Genomic DNA, 18,193 nt, shown 5'->3' on the forward strand with positions numbered 1-18,193 from the left:
GTGCCCGAACCCGAAACCAGCAAGAACGAAGCCGCAGCCCACGACGTCCATCCGCATGCCGCGACGCTGAAGCGGCTGGAGAAGTCGTCCGGATCGCTCGCCGCGCAGGCCATCGCGCGGATGGACGAGACGCTGCCGTGGTACCGGGCCATGCCCCCGGAGAACCGTTCCTGGATCGGTCTGGTGGCGCAGGCGGGTATCGCCGCGTTCACCGAGTGGTTCCGGCATCCGGACGCCCCACAGGCCATCTCCACCGACGTGTTCGGCACCGCGCCGCGCGAGCTGACCCGGGCGATCACCCTGCGCCAGACCGTGGAGATGGTGCGCACCACCATCGAGGTCATGGAGAGCGCGATCGACGAGGTCGCGGCCCCCGGCGACGAGCGGGTGCTGCGCGAGGCGCTGCTCGTCTACGCCCGGGAGATCGCCTTCGCCACCGCCCAGGTGTACGCCCAGGCCGCCGAGGCACGCGGCGCCTGGGACGCCCGGCTGGAGTCCCTGGTCGTGAACGCCGTGCTCAGCGGCGAGGCCGACGAGGGCGCGGTGTCCCGGGCGGCCGCGCTCGGATGGAACTCGCCCGACCACGTGTGCGTGGTGCTCGGCACGGCGCCCGACGGCGACTCCGAACTGACCGTGGAGGCGATCCGGCGGGCCGCCCGGCACGCCAAGCTCCAGGTGCTCACCGGGGTGCTCGGCGACCGGCTGGTCGTCATCGCCGGCGGCAGCGACAATCCGCTGGCCGTCGCCAAGTCGCTCATCGGCCCGTTCGCGGCCGGGCCGGTCGTGGCGGGCCCGGTCGTGCCGGACCTGCTGGCCGCGACCCGGTCCGCGCAGGCCGCCGCGGCCGGGCTGAAGGCGTGTTCCGCCTGGCAGGACGCTCCGCGCCCGGTCCTGGCGGACGATCTGCTCCCGGAGCGGGCGATGGCCGGGGACCCCTCGGCCCGGGAGCAACTGGTGGAGGAGATCTACAGACCGCTGGAGGAGGCCGGGGCCGCGCTCCTGGAGACCCTCAGCGTCTATCTCGAACAGGCGAGCAGTCTCGAGGGCGCCGCCCGGATGCTGTTCGTTCATCCCAACACCGTCCGCTACCGGCTTCGACGTGTGACTGACGTCACCGGCTGGTCACCCTCCGATGTACGCTCTGCGTTCACCCTGCGGATCGCGCTGATCCTGGGGCGTCTGGTCGATGGAGATCCTCAGGCCTAAGGTTTTGTCGAGGCTCGACAAAACGCCTCCGTGTTCTTCGTCCCTGTCCCCACGGGCGGTTGTGCCCGTCCTCAAGAGAGAGTGTGAGAGTGCTCGTACTCGTCGCTCCCGGCCAGGGCGCTCAGACGCCCGGCTTCCTGACCGAATGGCTCGACCTCCCCGGTGTTCGCGGTGCCCTCGAGGCATGGTCCGACGCCGCGGGACTCGACCTGATCCGTTACGGCACCGAGGCCGACGCGGAGGAGATCCGCGACACCGCGGTGGCGCAGCCGCTGCTGGTCGCGGCCGGACTGGCGTCCGCGAACCTGCTGTTCGACGACCCGGCCGAGCTGCCGCAGAAGGTCGGCGCGATCGCCGGTCACAGCGTCGGTGAGATCACCGCCGCCTCGCTCGCCGGAGTGCTCCCGCACGAGGAGGCGCTCCGCCTGGTCCGCACCCGCGGGCTCGGCATGGCCGAGGCCGCCGCCGTCACGGAGACCGGCATGGCGGCGCTGCTGGGCGGTGACCCCGCCGTGACGGTTCCGCACCTGGAGAAGCTGGGCCTGACCCCGGCGAACATCAACGGCGCGGGCCAGATCGTCGCGGCCGGTACCAATGAGCAGCTCGCCGCCCTGGAGGCCGACAAGCCCGAGGGCGTGCGCAAGGTCGTCGCGCTGAAGGTCGCCGGCGCGTTCCACACGCACCACATGGCCCCCGCGGTCGACACGCTGGCCAAGGCCGCCGAGGCCCTGACGCCCGGCGACCCGAAGGTCACCTACGTCTCCAACAAGGACGGCCGGACCGTCGCGGCCGGCAGCGAGGTGCTGGAACGCCTGGTCGGCCAGGTCGCCAACCCGGTCCGCTGGGACCTGTGCATGGAGACCTTCAAGGAGCTCGGTGTCACGGCCCTGATCGAGCTGTGCCCCGGTGGCACCCTCACCGGCCTCGCCAAGCGGGCACTGCCCGGGGTGAAGACGCTGGCCCTGAAGTCCCCCGCCGACCTCGACGCGGCTCGCGAGCTCATCGCCGAGCACGCCTGACCGCCGCCCCCAAGGAGCCGACCGCATGGCGAAGATCAAGCCCAGCAAGGGCGCCCCGTACGCGCGCATCCTCGGCGTCGGCGGCTACCGCCCGACCCGGGTCGTGCCGAACGAGGTGATCCTCGAGACGATCGACTCGTCCGACGAGTGGATCCGCTCGCGCTCCGGCATCGAGACGCGGCACTGGGCGAACGACGAGGAGACGGTCGCCGCGATGTCGATCGAGGCGTCCGGCAAGGCGATCGCCGACGCCGGGATCTCCGCCGAGCAGATCGGCGGCGTGATCGTCTCGACCGTCTCGCACTTCAAGCAGACCCCGGCCGTCGCCACCGAGATCGCCGACAAGCTGGGCACCGCCAAGGCCGCCGCCTTCGACATCTCGGCGGGCTGCGCGGGCTTCGGCTACGGTCTCACCCTCGCCAAGGGCATGATCGTCGAGGGCTCGGCCGAGTACGTCCTGGTGATCGGCGTGGAGCGGCTGAGCGATCTGACCGACCTGGAGGACCGGGCGACGGCCTTCCTGTTCGGCGACGGCGCGGGCGCGGTCGTCGTGGGCCCGGCCAAGGAGCCCGCCATCGGCCCCACCGTCTGGGGCTCCGAGGGCGACAAGTCCGAGACGATCAAGCAGACCGTGCCGTGGACGGACTACCGTTCCGGCGAGGTCGCCAAGTTCCCCGCCATCACGCAGGAGGGCCAGGCGGTGTTCCGCTGGGCCGTGTTCGAGATGGCGAAGGTCGCCAAGGAGGCGCTGGACGCCGCCGGCATCTCCGCGGAGGACCTGGACGTCTTCATTCCGCACCAGGCCAACGAGCGGATCATCGACTCGATGGTGAAGACACTCAAGCTGCCGGAGTCGGTCACGGTCGCACGTGACGTACGCACCACCGGCAACACCTCGGCCGCCTCGATTCCGCTCGCGATGGAGCGGCTCCTGGCGACCGGCGAGGCGAAGAGCGGCGACACCGCGCTCGTCATCGGCTTCGGGGCGGGTCTCGTCTACGCCGCGACTGTCGTTACCCTCCCCTAGGCACTCCGTGCCGGATCATGCGATCCGGCACGGGAGGAAATACCTGCCACACCCTCTGGAATCTACGAAGGAGCGCCAACATGGCCGCCACTCAGGAAGAGATCGTCGCCGGTCTCGCCGAGATCGTGAACGAGATCGCCGGCATCCCGGTTGAGGACGTCCAGCTGGACAAGTCCTTCACCGACGACCTGGACGTCGACTCGCTGTCCATGGTCGAGGTCGTCGTCGCCGCCGAAGAGCGCTTCGACGTCAAGATCCCCGACGAGGACGTCAAGAACCTCAAGACCGTCGGTGACGCGACCGACTACATCCTCAAGCACCAGGGCTGATCAGCCGATCTGGCCCTGTGGGCTGACTGCCCCGCCACCCGGCGGTGGCGCCGCTTAATCCTCGGATCCGTTGGAGAAAGAATTCCCGTGAGCTCGACCAATCGCACCGTGGTCGTCACCGGTATCGGCGCAACCACACCGCTGGGTGGCGACGCAGCCTCTACCTGGGAGGGCCTGATCGCCGGCAAGTCCGGCGTGAAGCCCCTGGAGCAGGACTGGGCGGCCGACCAGGCCGTCAAGATCGCGGCCCCGGTCGCCGTGGAGCCGACCGAGGTCATCCCGCGGCCGCAGGCCCGCCGACTGGACCGCTCGGCGCAGTTCGCGCTGGTCGCGGCCAAGGAGGCCTGGGCCGACGCCGGTTTCGAGGCGAAGGCCGGCGAGGACCCGAACATCGACCCCGACCGGCTCGGCGCGGTCATCGCCTCCGGTATCGGCGGCGTCACGACGCTGCTCGACCAGTACGACGTGCTGAAGGAGAAGGGCGTCCGCCGCGTCTCCCCGCACACCGTGCCCATGCTGATGCCCAACAGCCCGTCGGCCAACGTGGGTCTGGCCGTGGGCGCCCGGGCGGGCGTGCACACCCCGGTCTCCGCCTGCGCCTCGGGCGCCGAGGCCATCGGCTACGCCATCGAGATGATCCGCACCGGCCGCGCCGACGTCGTCGTCGCGGGTGGCACGGAGGCGGCGATCCACCCGCTGCCCATCGCCGCGTTCGGCAACATGATGGCGATGTCCAAGAACAACGACGACCCGCAGGGCGCGTCGCGCCCCTACGACACCGCCCGCGACGGCTTCGTGCTCGGTGAGGGCGCCGGTGTCGTGGTCCTGGAGTCCGCCGAGCACGCCGCGAAGCGCGGCGCCCGGGTGTACGCCGAGGCGGTCGGGCAGGGCATCTCCGCCGACGCGCACGACATCGTGCAGCCGGAGCCGGAGGGGCGGGGCATCTCGCACGCCCTGCAGAACCTGCTGGACCGCAACGACCTGGACCCGGCGGAGATCGTGCACGTCAACGCGCACGCGACGTCCACGCCGGCCGGGGACATCGCCGAGCTGAAGGCGCTGCGCAAGGTGTTCGGTGACGACGCCGACCACTTCGCGGTGTCCGCGACGAAGTCGATGACCGGACATCTGCTGGGTGGTGCGGGCGGTGTGGAGACGGTTGCGACCGTGCTCGCGCTGTATCACCGGGTGGCGCCGCCGACGATCAACGTGGACAACCTGGACCCCGAGGCCGAGGCGAACGCCGACGTCGTGCGGGGTGAGGCCCGGAAGCTGCCCGTGGAAGGCCGCATCGCCGCGCTGAACGACTCGTTCGGGTTCGGTGGGCACAACGTGGTGCTGGCGTTCCGGACGGTTTGATCTCTGAGCGTTTCAATGGCCCGGACCCTGAGTGGGGTTCGGGCCATTCGCCGTTTCTGTGACGTTGTGTGCCGGGTGCGGGTACGTGGGGGTTGTTCGCGCAGTCCCCCGCGCCCCCTGGGGCGCGTCCCTTGGGGGCGTTCACACCACCTGGTGGAGCCAGCGGACCGGGGCGCCTTCACCCGCGTAGCGGAAGGGCTCCAGTTCGTCGTCCCAGGGCTTGCCCAGGAGTTTGCCGATCTCGGCTTCCAGGTCGGTCTCGCCGCGTCGGCTGCGGTGCAGCGCCGCGCGCAGGCGGTCCTCGGGGATGAGGATGTCGCCGTGGATGCCGGTGACGGCGTGGTAGATGCCCAGGTCGGGGGTGCAGCTGTAGCGCTCGCCCTCGGCGGTGGGGCAGGGCTCCGCGGTGACCTCGAAGCGCAGGAGGTGCCAGCCGCGCAGCGCCGAGGCCAGCTTGGACGCCGTGCCCGCCTGGCCCTGCCAGGAGAACTCCGAGCGCCAGGTGCCGGGGGCGGCCGGCTGTCGGATCCAGTCCAGGCTGACGCGTGTGCCGAGCACCCCGGCGACGGCCCACTCGACGTGCGGGCACAGCGCGCGCGGCGCGGAGTGCACGTACAGAACTCCACGTGTCGTCACCGGAACCTCCGGGCAGAGCGGGACATGGTGCAAACGGGCGGAACGGCTGTGACCGGGCGGGTCACGTTGATGGCGAGGCTACCGTGCGGGGGCGCAAGGAGTGTGACGTACGGTCGGTCCAGGTGCCGGGAAACGCCCGCCATTCACCCAGGGGGACGCTTGTACGGGTGTGAGCCGTTGCACCTGATCGGTCGGGAACCCTCGTGCGTTGTTATGGGTTGGGGGGACAGGCACGGCGTGGCGAGGGGATGGACCAGGGATGCGGAAGCGAAGCCGTCGCACACGGGGCGTTCCGGCCGTGGTCGCGGCGGCCGTGCTGGTGCTCGCCGGGTGTGACGCCGTGGGGGGTGATTCCGCCGCCCCGTCCGAATCCGCGAGGCCGTCGCCGAAACCCACGCCCCTGTGGGACCGCAGCCCGGGTTCCGTCGCCGCCGTCGGGGACTCCATCACGCGCGGATTCGACGCGTGTGACGTGCTGTCGGACTGTCCGGAGGCGTCCTGGGCGACCGGTGCCAGCCCCGAGGTCGACTCGCTCGCGGTGCGGCTGCTGGGCAGGTCCGGGGCCGCCCGGCGGAGCTGGAACTACGCCGTGACCGGGGCGCGGATGGCCGATCTGCCCGGGCAGATGGCGCAGGCGGTGCGGCGCGAGCCGCAGCTGGTGACGGTGATGGTGGGCGCCAACGACGCCTGCCGGTCCACGCCCTCGGCGATGACTCCGGTCTCCGCCTTCCGTGCCGACTTCGAGGACTCGCTGCGCTCCCTGCGCAAGGCCCTGCCCAAGGCGCAGGTGTTCGTGGCGAGCGTGCCGAACCTGAAGCGGCTGTGGTCGCAGGGGCGTACCAGTCCGATGGGCAAGCAGGTGTGGAAGCTGGGCATCTGCCCGTCGATGCTGGGCGACGCGGACGCCCTGGACCCGGCGGCGACCCTGCGGCGGGACACGGTGCACAAGCGGGTGGAGGACTACAACAAGGTCCTGAGGGAGGTCTGCGCCGAGGACGAACGGTGCCGCTACGACGGGGGCGCGGTGCACGACTACCGCTTCGGCACGGCCCAGTTGAGCCGCTGGGACTACTTCCACCCCAGTGTGAACGGACAGGCCCGGTTGGCGGAGATCGCGTACCGCACCGTCACCGCGAAGAAGCCCTGACCCGGACTCTGACTTAGAGTTCCGCACATGAACGAACTCTTCGGAACACTTTCCGACGGGACCCCGGTGCACCGCTGGACCCTGGAGCGGGCGGGTGTACGGGTGCGGGTCCTGTCGTACGGCGGGATCGTGCAGTCCGTGGAGGTGCCGGACCGGGAAGGCAGGGCCGGGGACGTGGTGCTGGGGTTCCCGGATCTCGACGGGTATCTCGCCCATCCGGAGCCGTACCTCGGCGCCCTGGTCGGCCGGTACGCCAACCGGATCGCCGACGGCCGGTTCACCCTGGACGGTCGGACATACGCGCTGGAACCGAACAACGGGCCGAACTCGCTGCACGGTGGCGCGCACGGCTTCGACAAGCGGGTGTGGGAGGCGGAGCCGGTCGAGCACGGGGTGCGGCTGACCCGGATCAGCCCGCACGGCGAGGAGGGGTTCCCGGGGCGGCTGGAGGTCTCGGCGACGTACACGCTCGGCGGGAACGGCGCGCTGCGGATCGCGTACGAGGCGGTGACGGACGCGCCGACCGTCGTGAACCTGACGAACCACAGCTACTTCAACCTGGCCGGTTCCGGTGACGCGGGCGGCCACGAGCTGCGGCTGGCCGCCTCCCGGTACACGCCGGTCGACGCGGATCTGATCCCCGCCGGCAGCCCCGAGGAGGTGACCGGGACGCGGTTCGACTTCCGCGAGGCGCGCAAGACCGGCTCCGGCTACGACCACAACTTCGTACTCGACAAGGGCGTGACGGACACGGCGGTGGAGGTCGCCGAGCTGCACGACCCGGCGTCCGGGCGGGTGCTGACGGTGGGGACCACCGAGCCCGGCCTCCAGCTGTACACGGCCGACCACCTGGGCGGGCCCTTCGCGCCCGGCGACGGCATCGCGCTGGAGACCCAGCACTTCCCCGACTCGCCGAACCGGCCGGAGTTCCCGACGACCGTGCTGCGGCCGGGCGAGGTGTTCCGCTCGGAGACGGTGTACGGGTTCGGCGTCCGCTGAACGGCGGCCCGTGACCGTCCATGAGCCCCGGTCCGGAGGTCAGGGACCGGACCGGGGCTGCTCGGTGGGGAACTTGTCCCGGATCAGACGTTAATCGTCGCGGTGAGCCTGCGGTCCGCGATCGAGCGTCCGACCTCGATCTCGTACGAACCCTTCACAAGCGACCACGAGCCGGTCGCCTCGTCCCAGATCTCGAAGGCGCGGCGCGGCAGTTCCACGGTGGCCTCGGCGCTGTCACCGGGTGCGGCCTCGACGCTCGTGAAGCCGGCCAGCCAGCGTGCCGGGCGGGTGGGGCCGGGGTCGGCCGGGGCGAGGTAGAGCTGGACGACCTCGCGGCCGGGGCGGTCGCCGGTGTTGCGGAGGCGGACCTTCGCGGTGGTCGTCTCGGCGGTCTCCTCCACCTCGACGCAGTCGTAGGTCCAGTCGGTGTAGCCAAGGCCGTGGCCGAAGGGGTAGGCGGGGCTGCGGCCGTGCTTCTCCCAGGCGCGGTAGCCGATGAAGACGCCCTCCGCATAAGCCAGTTCGCCGTTCTCCGGGACGACCCGGGTGACCGGGGCGTCGGTGAGGGAGCCCCAGGTGGTGGGGAGGCGGCCGCCGGGTTCGTGGGCGCCGGTGAGAACGTCCGCGAGGGCCGCGCCGCCCTCCTGGCCGGGGAACCAGGACAGGAGCACGGCGGCGACGTCGTCGCGCCACGGCAGTTCCACCGGGGAGCCGGAGTTGACGACCACGACGGTGTCGGGGTTGGCGGCGGCGACGGCGCGGACCAGGTCGTCCTGGCGGCCGGGCAGGCGCAGGTCGGTGCGGTCGAAGCCCTCGGACTCGACGCGCTCGGTGGTGGCGACCACGACGACGGCCGTGTCGGCGGCCCGGGCGGCCTCGGCGGCCTCGGCGATCAGGTCGTCGGGGTCGCGCTGCGGGTCCTGGTGGGCGAGGGTGAAGCCGATGACCCGCATGGGGTGGTCGCCGAGCGGCGGAACGGTGTGGGTGAGGGAGACCTCGACCGGTTCACCCGCGGTGAGTGCGGGCCGGGCGCGGGGCACCGGGGCGCCGAAGAAGGCCGCGAAGGGGTCGCCGTCCTCGGCGGGGCGCTGGACGTCGTCGAAGTACGTCGTGCCTGCGACAGCGAGCTTGAAAGGGCCGAGGCCCTTGATGCCGAAGGTGTGCGTCCCGCTCTCGCGCGGGGTGAAGGTACCGGTCAGTTCGACGCTGTGCAGGTTTTCGTGAGTGACGCCCTCGGGGAGGTCCGCGCCCATCCACTGGATGTGGCCGCTGGGGGCCGAGCGCGTGCCGATGACCTGGCCGGCCGCGTCCCGGCAGACGGCGCGCAGCTCGAAATCCCGCTCTGCGACGGGGAGTTCGGTGTTCGGGTCGGCGCCGAGGGCGTAGCCGAGGCTGCCGTCGGGGAGGGCGGCGGTGAGGCCGTCGAGCGGCGAGACGACCCGGGCGGGGAAGACGGTGGCGGAGCCGCCGCCGAGGGCGCGGGCGTCGCGGGCGGCGCCGCCGATCAGGGCGATGCGGCCGGGCTTCAGCGGCAGCGCGCCGGTCTCGTTGCGGACGAGGACGAAGGAGCGGCGGGCGATCTCGCGGGCGAGCGCCTCGCCGTCGACGCTGTCGGGCAGATCGGTGACGGCCGGTTCGGCGCCCTCCAGGAGGCCGACCCGGGCGGCCAGACGCAGCACGCGGCGGACGGCCTCGTCGACCTGCGCCTCGTCGGCCTCGCCGTCCCGGACGGCCCGGGCGAGGGCCTCGCCGTAGACGGTGCCGGGGCCGGGCATGGCGATGTCGAGGCCGCCGGCGAGGGCGCCGGTGGTGGAGCGGGCGGCGGTCCAGTCGGAGACGTTGACGCCGTCGAAGCCCCACTCGCCGCGCAGGACCTCGTTGACCAAGTGGTGGTGCTCGGTCATGGTCGGGCCGTTGACCGAGTTGTAGGCGGTCATGATGCCCCAGGGGTGGGCGTTCTCGACGATCGCCTCGAAGGGGGCCAGGTACAGCTCGCGCAGGGCGCGTTCGCCGACCAGGTTGTTCACGGTGAGGCGGTCGGTCTCGGCGTCGTTGGCGACGAAGTGCTTGACGGTGGTGCCGACGCCGCCGGACTGGACGCCGCGGACGTACGCGGCGCCGATGCGTCCGGTGAGGTGCGGGTCCTCGCTGTAGGCCTCGAAGTGGCGGCCGCCGAGCGGGGAGCGGTGCAGGTTGACCGTGGGGGCGAGCAGGACGTGGACGCCCTTGCGGCGGGCCTCCTGGGCCAGCAGCACGCCGGCCCGGAGGGCGAGGCCGGGGTCCCAGGTCGCGGCCAGGGCGGTCGGGGAGGGCAGGGCGACGGACGGGTCGTCGGCGCTCCAGTGCACGCCGCGGACCCCGATCGGTCCGTCGGACATGACCAGCGAGGCCAGACCGGCCTCCGGTAGCGCGGGCAGACTCCATATGTCCTGGCCTGCCAGCAGCCGCGCCTTGGTGTCCAGGTCGAGTGCGCCGAGGGCGTCCTCGACGGCGACCTCGCGGGCCGCATCCCGCATCGCCTGTGCCGTCTCCGCCACGTCGGCCTCCTCGTCGAAGTCGATGTCGATGTCGATGTCGTCATCCTTCCTCGGCAGCATGCGAAGAACTCGCGACCGCAGCCAGTAGTTGGGCGACCCACGCGTCGAGCAACCACCTGCGCGGGAGCGGCGGCGGTTCAGCCGCAAAGGAGGGCACGGCGCGCGGACACCGTGCGGGCCGCTCCGGAGGTGATCGCCGAGCGCGACTACCGGGGGGCGAGCCCGGCCGCCGTCGCCGGACGCGTCGGGCTCACCCAGCAGCTGCTGGACCCGGAGTCGGTGGACATGGCGTCGGCGTTCCGGGACTTGCTGACCCTGCTCGGCGAGAGCGACGAGAACGACGGCTGGCCTAGCGAGCGGGCATGGCGGCGACGACCTCCACCTCGACGAGGGCCTCGGGGCGGAAGAGCCGGGCGGCCTCGAAGGTCATGCTGGTCGGCGGGGTGCCGGTGAGGAACTGCCGTCGTACGGCGCCGTATTCGTCCAGCCGGGAGATGTCGGTCAGGTAGGTGTCGCAGCCGGGCTGGGCGTGACCCTCGTACCGGCCCTCGCAGCCGCGTCCGTACGCCCCGGGCATCGCGCTGCTGCGGATCCTCGACGAGGGCGCCCCGGCCCGGGCGGTGTACGCGGCGGCCCCGCGCGGCCGGTCCCTGACGGCCGCGGCCTCGGCCTTCCTGGACGCGGTGCGGGAAGCCACGGCGAAGATCCCCGTCTGAGCCCACCCATGGCGTGGCCACACGCGCCACGCGATACTGCGGCCGTCCGGCACCGACCCCCCCACCGCGACGGAAGGCCTGAACACCCTTGAAGCTCATACGCGTTCGCCTCGGCGTCCTCGGCCTAGCCCTGCTGACCGGCTTCAGCGCCCCCACGGCGGCGGGCGCCGCCCCGGCCGCCCCCTCCCCCACCGTCGAGGAGCGGCGGCTCGACCGGGCCGCCCCTCAGGAGATCCTGCGCCGCTCCGGATTCGACACCCTGGCCCCGCGGTTGGCCCGGGCCCTCGACTCGGCCCGCTCCTACGGGCAGGCCCGCAGGGCGGTGACGCGCGAGGGTGCGGGGCTGTGGCAGCACGCGGTCGACCGGGCCCAGGGGCGCGGCCCGTCCGGCGGCGACCTCAGCCGCGACGACGACCGGCCCCTGTACTGGGCGCGGCTCGGCATGACGCGTGAAGTACGCACCTGGGAGCCCGCGTTCGGCCTCACGGACCGGCAGCGGGCCGCGCTGCTGGACGAACTGGAGCGCACCTCGCGCGGCCAGAACACCATCCGGTATCCGCACGGCAAGAGCCTGAAGCGGATCCTGCTCACCGGCTTCGACCCGTTCACCCTGGACCGGGACATCCGTATCTCCAACCCGTCCGGCGCCACCGCGCTGGCCCTCGACGGCACGGTGATCGAGACGGCGGACGGCCCGGCCCGGATCGAGACGGCCGTGTTCCCGGTGCGCTGGCAGGACTTCACCGAGGGCACGGTGGAGCGGACCCTGCGGCCGTACCTGCCGAAGGTCGACCTGTTCACGACGGTGAGCCAGGGCCGGGTCGGGCGGTTCGACATCGAGCGGACCAACGGGGCCTGGCGGGGCGGCTTCGCGGACAACGACACCGTCGGCCGCACCGAGACCGTGCCGGTCTCCGACCCGGCCTCGCAGCCGCAGTGGACGGCGACCACGCTGCCCCACGCGGCGATCGTCGCCGCGCAGACCGGCCGTTTCCCGGTGTACGACAACACGAGCGTCACCGAGATCCCGGCCGGCGGCTCCCAGCCCGTCGTACGCCCCGACGGGCCGACGCCCGGCTCCACCGCTCGCGCGGGCGGGGGCGGGGACTACCTCTCCAACGAGATCGCCTACCGGGCGACCCTGCTGCGCGACCGGCTCGGGCTGCACGACACGCTGCCGGGCGGGCATGTGCACACGCCGGTACTGCAGTTCGGCACCGGGAACACCACCGAGATCACCGACGCGGAGTTCGTGCGCAACCGGCTGGACATCATCGCCCAGGTGAGGACCATCCTGACGGTGGCTGCGGAAGCGTCGTAGCGGCCCCGTCGCCCTCCTCGCCGTCTTCGCCACCCTCACGGATGTCCTCGCCCAGCACATCGCGGGCCATGAGGGTGGCGCCCGCCACGGCGCCCGGCATCAGGAACACCGCGACGAACGGCACCAGGAACGCCACGGCGAGCGGCGTGCCGAAGCCCCAGACCAGGGTCTTGCGGGAGCGCAGCAGGGTGAGGCGGGTGCGCAGTTCCACACTGCGGCGCTGGAGGGCGACGGCCGTCAGTTCCTCGGTGAGGAAGAACCCGGTGACGAAGAACCCGATCACCGGGACGACCGTCTGCCCGACCACGGGAATGAAGCCGCACGCGAACAGCAGCACCCCCCACAGGGCGGCCCGCACCACGATCCGGAGGCTGTCCCGGGCGGAGATCCACAGTTCGCGCCAGAGCGGCAGCCCCGACTCGGGGGCGTGCCCGTCCGGGGACACGTCCCGGTCGACCTTCTCTGAGAGGTTCTCGTAGAAGGGCTGCCCGATCAGCAGGGTCACCGCCGTGAAGGTCACGACGGAGAGGAGCAGGCCGAGGGCGAACAGCACGGCGGTCAGGAAGCCGCGGAAGAGTCCGAGCCACGGGCTGGACCAGTCGTCGGCGAACGGCGTGGCCCAGCCCACGAGGTCCTCGCCCCACAGGGCCAGCGCGACGAGCGCCGCCGCGTAGAGAACGAGGGTGATCAGCCCCGGGAGCAGCCCGAAGCCGTACTGCCTGCCGTGCCGGGCCACCCATCGCTGGCCCTTCAGGAGATACCGGAAACCCGCCCCTAGATCGCGCATGGGGAAACCCTATCCGGGCCCGTGTCGCGCTCTTGACGCGCTCCGGTCACACCGCTGTCACGGGTCGCCCAGGTCAGGCCGGACGCGCCGGTGGGAGCCATCCGGGTCACGGGTGACACCAACGCGCTCTTGTTGCCGTTGAGTCGAACCGGTACACCTCGCCGTACCGATCTCAGGAAGCCCCAGGAGGAGGTACGCGTGCGCACCAAGAGAAGCGTTCCTGCGAGACCTGCACTGATCGCCGCCCTGGCCCTCGCCGCGGCGGGTTCGCTCCTGCTCGCCCCCGGTGCGGCCGGCGCCGACCCGTTACCCGTCACCCGTGAGGGCTCCGCCGTGGACGACCGGGCGGCACAGGCTCCCGCGAGCGCGGCGCGACGCGCGTTGACCGCGGACGCCTCCACCGCCGCCCCCACCCGCTCCTACCCCCGCCGCCTGGCCCTCTCCCCCGAACCGGAGAACCCCGGCGACAAGTCCCTGAAGCTGGGACTCACGCCGTACCACGCGATCGCGCCGAAGCTGAACGCCCTGCAGCGCCTCGGCGACCGGGTGAGCGTGGAGGTGACGGGCCGCTCGGCCGGCGGCCACCGCCTCTACCTCGTCACCGTCACCGCCCCGGAGACCGCCCGGCAGGCCCGCGCCCAGGAACGCATGCGCGAGCTGATCGAGAACGCGCCCGCCACAGCGGCCGAGTCCCGTGAGATCACCCGCGATTACAAAGCGCCGGTCTTCGTCAACAGCAACATCCACGGCAACGAGTGGGAGGGCACGGACGCCTCCCTGAAGGTCATCGAGCAGCTCGCCACGGCGAAGGACGCCAGGACCAGGGACCTCCTCGCGCACAGCCGCCTGTACTTCAACATCACGGCGAACCCGGACGGCCGTATCGCCGGTACCCGCGCCAACGCGAACGGCTTCGACCTCAACCGCGACTTCGTCACCGCCTCCCAGCCCGAGACCCGGGCGATGCGGCAGATCGAGCTCGGCACGCAGCCGGCCGTCCTGCTCGACCTGCACGGCTACGTCAACGGCACCCTCATCGAGCCCACCACTCCCCCGCACGGCGAGAACTACGAGTACGACCTCTTCCTGAAGAACACCTACGCGAACGCCGTCGGCATGGAGTCCGCGGTCAACGCCCTCGGCTACACACCCGCCGAGGACGGCGTGGAGGCGGCTCAGATCCCCTTCCGCGACCAGGAGGAGGGCTGGGACGACTGGCCGCCGATCTTCACCCCGCAGTACGCGGCCTTCCACGGCACGGTGGCCGCCCACACGGTGGAGATCCCGCTGGCGGTGAACAACGAGGAGTACGACGAGCTGCCCGTCCCCGAGCTGCGCCGCCGCTCGGCGATCAACACGGCCGTGGCGGGCGCGGCGATCCGCGCGACGCTGAACCACGTCCGCGAGCACCGTGGCACCCTGATCACCGACCAGATCGAGGTGTTCCGGCGCGGCGCGGCGGGCGCCGCGCAGGTGCCGGTGTCCCCGGAGACGGTCCCCGGCGTTCCCGGCATCGGCCCTGAGGACGTCTACACGACCACCTTCCCGCGCGCCTACGTCATCCCGCCGGGCGACGCCCGCGACCGGCGTCCGGGACCCGCCGCCGCCCGCCTGGTCGATCACCTCCTGGCCAACGACGTCCGCGTCAGCCGCGCGACCCGCGCCTTCCGGCTGGCCGGCCGGACGCACCCCCGGGGCTCGTACGTCGTCGACCTGCACCAGCCCAAGCGCGGCATGGCGAACGCGTTGCTGGCCGACGGCCGGGACATCAGTGGCAAGGTCTCGGTGATGTACGACATCTCCGGCTGGAGCCTGGGCAGTCTGTGGGGCGCCACGGTCGAGCGGGTGCCGTCGGGAAGCCTGCGGGGCGCGCCCCTGCGCCCGGTCGGCGAGGCGGCACCGGTCGCGCACGTGCCCGCGCACGGCGACCTGCGGCTGCGCCTGACCGATCCGCGCGAGATCGCCGCCCTCAACTCCCTGCTCCGGCAGGGCGTTCCGGTCCGGTGGGCGACGGACGGCAGCGCCGTGGTCCCGGCGTCGGCCCGCCGCGAGGCGCGCACGGCCGCCCGCACCCACGACGTCTCCTTCACGGCCACACGGCGGTCCGGCACGGCAGCGCTCCACCGCCTGCGCGTCGCCGCCGCCGTCACGCCGGGTGAGCTGTTCGCCCTGCGGGAGATGGGCTTCGACGTCACGCCGGTCTCGACGGCCGTGCTGAACGCGGGCTTCGACTGGTCGGGCGCGGACGTGCTGTTCGTGTCCGCCGGCCTGGACCGCGCGGACCTCACCGAACCCGCCCGGCGGGCCCTGGACGCCTTCCTGGACGGGCACGGCCTGGTCGGCCGGGGCGCCGCGGGAGCGGCCCTGAACGCGGCGGCGGGGCGGCTGGCGGTCAAGCCGGTGGAGGGCAACGCGGACGCGAACGGCGTGGTGCGATTGCGCAATTCCGGCGGCATCACACGTGACGCACCGGCCCGCGGCTTCGTCTACGCCCCGCTCTGGTTCACCGACCCGGGCCCCGGTGTCCGCGTGGAGCAGTCCTACGCGACCGGGAACCCGCTGGTCTCCGGGCACTGGCGGCCGCTGCGGGACGGCTCCGGCGGTCCCGCAGCCGCCGCCGGGCAGGCCTCGATCGTGAGCGGGGGCCACACGGTCCTGTTCGGCACCGAGCCACTCTTCCGGGACCACCCCAAGGGGGAGTTCCCGCAGGTGGCAAGGGCATTGTTCACAGTGGCACACAGCGCTTCAGTCAAGGAGAGCGGATGACGCAGGAGATCCACGGCAGCGTGGCGGACGGCTTCGAGGCGGTGCGCGAGGAGTTCACCGCGTTCGTCGCCGGGGAGCGGGCCGACTACGAGGGGCAGCTGTGCGCCTACGTCCGCGGCCGGAAGGTCGTCGACCTGTGGGCGGGGACCGACGCCGACGCCCTTTACGGTGTGTTCTCGTCCACCAAGGGCGCCGCCTACCTGGTCGTGGCCCTGCTCGTCCAGGACGGCACGCTCGAACTGGACCGCAAGGTGACGTACTACTGGCCGGAGTTCGCGGCCGAGGGCAAGGGCACCCTGACGTTGCGGGATCTGCTGGCGCACCGGGCGGGCGTGGTCGGTACGGACACCGGCTTCACGCTCGCGGAGCTGGCCGACGACCGCCAGCTCGCGGAACGCCTCGCCGACCAGCGGCCGTTCTGGCGCCCCGGCACTGCGTTCGGTTATCACGCCCTGGTCGCCGGCGCCCTGGCCGGCGAGGTCGTACGCCGCGCGACCGGCCGCACCCTCCAGGAGGTCTACCAGGAACGGATCAGGATCCCGTACGGGCTGGATCTCCACCTGGGACTGCCCGCGCCCGAGGAACCGCGCTTTCGCACCACCCAGCCGATGGACCCGACCCCCGAGCAGCAGGCCGTGCTGGACGCCACGCCCACGGGCCCGCACACGCTGGCCTCGATCGCGTTCAACGGCAACGCGGCGGAGCCGACCGACCTCGTCTCGCTTCCCAACATGCCGCTGATCCGGGCGAAGGGCCCGGCGTCGGTGGGCGGGGTGGCCTCCGCGCGGGGCCTCGCGGGGCTGTACGCGGCGGCGATCAGCGGGGTGGGCGAACAGCCGGCGCTGCTGAAGCCGGACACCGTGGCGGAGTTCGGGCAGTCCCACTCGGCCGGCTACGACCTGGTGGCCCGGGCCCACAAGTCGTACGGGCTCGGCTTCCAGATGACGGCTGACACGTGGCACCCGTTCCTCGGTGCCGGGACGATCGGGCACAGCGGCGCGGGCGGCTCCCAGGCCTTCGCGGACCCGTGGAGCGGCCTCGCCTACGGCTACACGCGCCGCCGGTTCGCCTTCCCCGGCGGGGCGGCCCCGGAGAACGGCCGGCTGGCACGGGCGGTCCACACGGCGGCCCTCGCCCTCTGAGCCCGGGCACGGGCGGAGGCCGCACCCCACGTCCAAGGGTGCGGCCTCCGCGTGTGCAACGACTGTCGTCCGACCGGCGTCACGGTGATGGTGTCGCGGGTCGCCTTCGAGTGCGGGCAGACCTCGTGGGCCTTCCCGATCAGTGGGCGTCAGAGCTTGACGATCATCTTCCCGGTGTTGTCGCCGCGCAGAACACCCAGGAAGGCCTCCAGGTTGTTCTCGATGCCCTCGACGACGGTCTCGCGGTACTTCAGTTCGCCGGAGGCGACCCAGGGCGCGACCTCCTGCACGAACTGCGGCTGCAGGTCGTAGTGGTCCCCGACCAGGAAGCCCTCGATACGGCCGCGGGTGGCGATCAGGCGGGCGAGGTTCTTCGGGCCCGGGGCGGGCTCGGTGTTGTTGTAGACGGAGATCATGCCGCAGACGGCGATCCGGCCGCCCTGGTTGAGGGAGCCGATGGCCGCCTCCAGGTGGTCACCGCCGACGTTGTCGAAGTAGACGTCGATCCCGTCGGGGGCGGCGGCGCGCAGCTGCTCCGCGACGGGCCCGTCCTTGTAGTTGAAGGCGGCGTCGAAGCCGTACTCCTCCGTGAGGAGCTTGACCTTCTCGTCCGACCCGGCGGAGCCGATGACCCGCGAGGCACCCTTCAGCTTGGCGATCTGTCCGACCTGGCCGCCCACTGCGCCGGCGGCGCCGGACACGAACACGGTGTCGCCCTCCTTGAAGGCGGCGGTGCGCAGCAGGCCCGCGTAGGCGGTGAGGCCGGTCATGCCCAGCACACCGAGGTACGTCGACAGCGGCGCGGCGTCCGGATCCACCTTGACGGCGTTCTTCGCGCCGACGACCGCGTACTCGCGCCACCCGAAGAAGTGCAGCACGTGATCGCCCACGGACAGCCCCTCGGCGTTCGACGCCACGACCTCGCCGACGGCACCGCCCTGCATGACCTTGCCCAGCTCGAAGGGGGCGACGTAGGACTTCGCGTCGCTCATACGGCCACGCATGTACGGGTCCACGGAGAGGTACTTGTTCCGGACGAGGACCTGCCCCTCACCCGGCTGCGGTACGTCCACCTCGACGAAGGCGAAGTCCTCGGGCTTCGGCCAGCCGACGGGACGGCTCGCCAGGTGCCACTCGCGGCTGACGGCGGGGAGGGCGGGGGTGTCGGTCATGGTGCGCCTTACCTCACTGGCTCGATGCTT

General features: G+C 72.2%; 15 protein-coding genes. 10 read left to right on the forward strand and 5 right to left on the reverse strand.

The annotated features are described in order from the left end of the window. The 5 genes from fasR to fabF all read left to right on the forward strand — a co-directional run bounded on the left by fasR (window position 1) and on the right by fabF (window position 4,940). Complete coding sequence (gene fasR / locus ACZ7EG_RS01505; RefSeq protein WP_471070585.1) at window positions 1-1,206, forward strand: fatty acid biosynthesis transcriptional regulator FasR; 1,206 nt, start codon at window positions 1-3, stop codon at window positions 1,204-1,206. Window positions 1,207-1,295: 89 nt separating this feature from the next. Continuing rightward, window positions 1,296-2,225, forward strand: coding sequence for an ACP S-malonyltransferase (locus ACZ7EG_RS01510; RefSeq protein WP_471070587.1), 930 nt, complete (start codon window positions 1,296-1,298; stop codon window positions 2,223-2,225). 25 nt (window positions 2,226-2,250) lie between these two features. Continuing rightward, a complete protein-coding gene (locus ACZ7EG_RS01515) occupies window positions 2,251-3,252 on the forward strand; it encodes a beta-ketoacyl-ACP synthase 3 (RefSeq protein ID WP_471070589.1) in 1,002 nt (333 codons plus the stop codon). An 80-nt stretch (window positions 3,253-3,332) separates the two neighbouring features. Next, window positions 3,333-3,581 carry an acyl carrier protein gene (locus ACZ7EG_RS01520; protein ID WP_003989952.1) on the forward strand — a complete coding sequence of 83 codons (249 nt, stop codon included), beginning with the start codon at window positions 3,333-3,335 and terminating at the stop codon, window positions 3,579-3,581. A gap of 87 nt (window positions 3,582-3,668) precedes the next feature. Further along, a complete protein-coding gene (gene fabF, locus ACZ7EG_RS01525) occupies window positions 3,669-4,940 on the forward strand; it encodes a beta-ketoacyl-ACP synthase II (RefSeq protein ID WP_471070591.1) in 1,272 nt (423 codons plus the stop codon). Window positions 4,941-5,081: 141 nt separating this feature from the next. Here the strand turns inward: fabF and ACZ7EG_RS01530 are convergent, their stop codons facing one another. Beyond that, entirely contained in the window at window positions 5,082-5,576 is a 495-nt protein-coding gene (locus tag ACZ7EG_RS01530) for a DUF3145 domain-containing protein (RefSeq protein WP_344457749.1), read from the reverse strand. Window positions 5,577-5,835: 259 nt separating this feature from the next. Here ACZ7EG_RS01530 and ACZ7EG_RS01535 point away from each other — a divergent pair, with 259 nt between their 5' ends. Beyond that, a complete protein-coding gene (locus tag ACZ7EG_RS01535) occupies window positions 5,836-6,723 on the forward strand; it encodes an SGNH/GDSL hydrolase family protein (RefSeq protein WP_471070594.1) in 888 nt (295 codons plus the stop codon). A gap of 27 nt (window positions 6,724-6,750) precedes the next feature. Further along, window positions 6,751-7,722, forward strand: coding sequence for an aldose epimerase family protein (locus ACZ7EG_RS01540; protein WP_471070596.1), 972 nt, complete (start codon window positions 6,751-6,753; stop codon window positions 7,720-7,722). 83 nt (window positions 7,723-7,805) lie between these two features. Here the strand turns inward: ACZ7EG_RS01540 and ACZ7EG_RS01545 are convergent, their stop codons facing one another. Further along, window positions 7,806-10,238, reverse strand: coding sequence for a glycoside hydrolase family 3 protein (locus ACZ7EG_RS01545; RefSeq protein ID WP_471072423.1), 2,433 nt, complete (start codon window positions 10,236-10,238; stop codon window positions 7,806-7,808). Window positions 10,239-10,608: 370 nt separating this feature from the next. After that, window positions 10,609-10,956 carry a RidA family protein gene (locus tag ACZ7EG_RS01550; RefSeq protein WP_471070598.1) on the reverse strand — a complete coding sequence of 116 codons (348 nt, stop codon included), beginning with the start codon at window positions 10,954-10,956 and terminating at the stop codon, window positions 10,609-10,611. Between the two features lie 107 nt (window positions 10,957-11,063). Here ACZ7EG_RS01550 and ACZ7EG_RS01555 point away from each other — a divergent pair, with 107 nt between their 5' ends. Then, on the forward strand, window positions 11,064-12,296 hold the full coding sequence (locus ACZ7EG_RS01555; protein WP_471070600.1) for a pyroglutamyl-peptidase I: 1,233 nt from the start codon (window positions 11,064-11,066) through the stop codon (window positions 12,294-12,296). On the opposite strand, the gene ACZ7EG_RS01560 is transcribed toward ACZ7EG_RS01555, so the two are convergent. Further along, window positions 12,247-13,083 (reverse strand): EI24 domain-containing protein, encoded by an 837-nt coding sequence (locus ACZ7EG_RS01560; protein ID WP_471070603.1) that lies wholly within the window; start codon window positions 13,081-13,083, stop codon window positions 12,247-12,249. The two genes, ACZ7EG_RS01555 and ACZ7EG_RS01560, sit on opposite strands and share 50 nt — an antisense overlap. Before the next feature lie 198 nt (window positions 13,084-13,281). Here ACZ7EG_RS01560 and ACZ7EG_RS01565 point away from each other — a divergent pair, with 198 nt between their 5' ends. Both ACZ7EG_RS01565 and ACZ7EG_RS01570 read left to right on the forward strand, forming a co-directional pair. Further along, window positions 13,282-15,849, forward strand: a complete 2,568-nt coding sequence (locus ACZ7EG_RS01565; RefSeq protein ID WP_471070605.1) for a M14 family zinc carboxypeptidase — start codon at window positions 13,282-13,284, stop codon at window positions 15,847-15,849. Then, entirely contained in the window at window positions 15,846-16,991 is a 1,146-nt protein-coding gene (locus tag ACZ7EG_RS01570) for a serine hydrolase domain-containing protein (RefSeq protein ID WP_471070607.1), read from the forward strand. The genes ACZ7EG_RS01565 and ACZ7EG_RS01570 overlap by 4 nt, the downstream gene beginning before the upstream one ends. A gap of 149 nt (window positions 16,992-17,140) precedes the next feature. Here the strand turns inward: ACZ7EG_RS01570 and ACZ7EG_RS01575 are convergent, their stop codons facing one another. Continuing rightward, complete coding sequence (locus ACZ7EG_RS01575; RefSeq protein ID WP_471070609.1) at window positions 17,141-18,163, reverse strand: NADP-dependent oxidoreductase; 1,023 nt, start codon at window positions 18,161-18,163, stop codon at window positions 17,141-17,143. Window positions 18,164-18,193: the final 30 nt, after the last annotated feature.

It is taken from the genome of Streptomyces sp. NPDC037100, assembly GCF_055606225.1.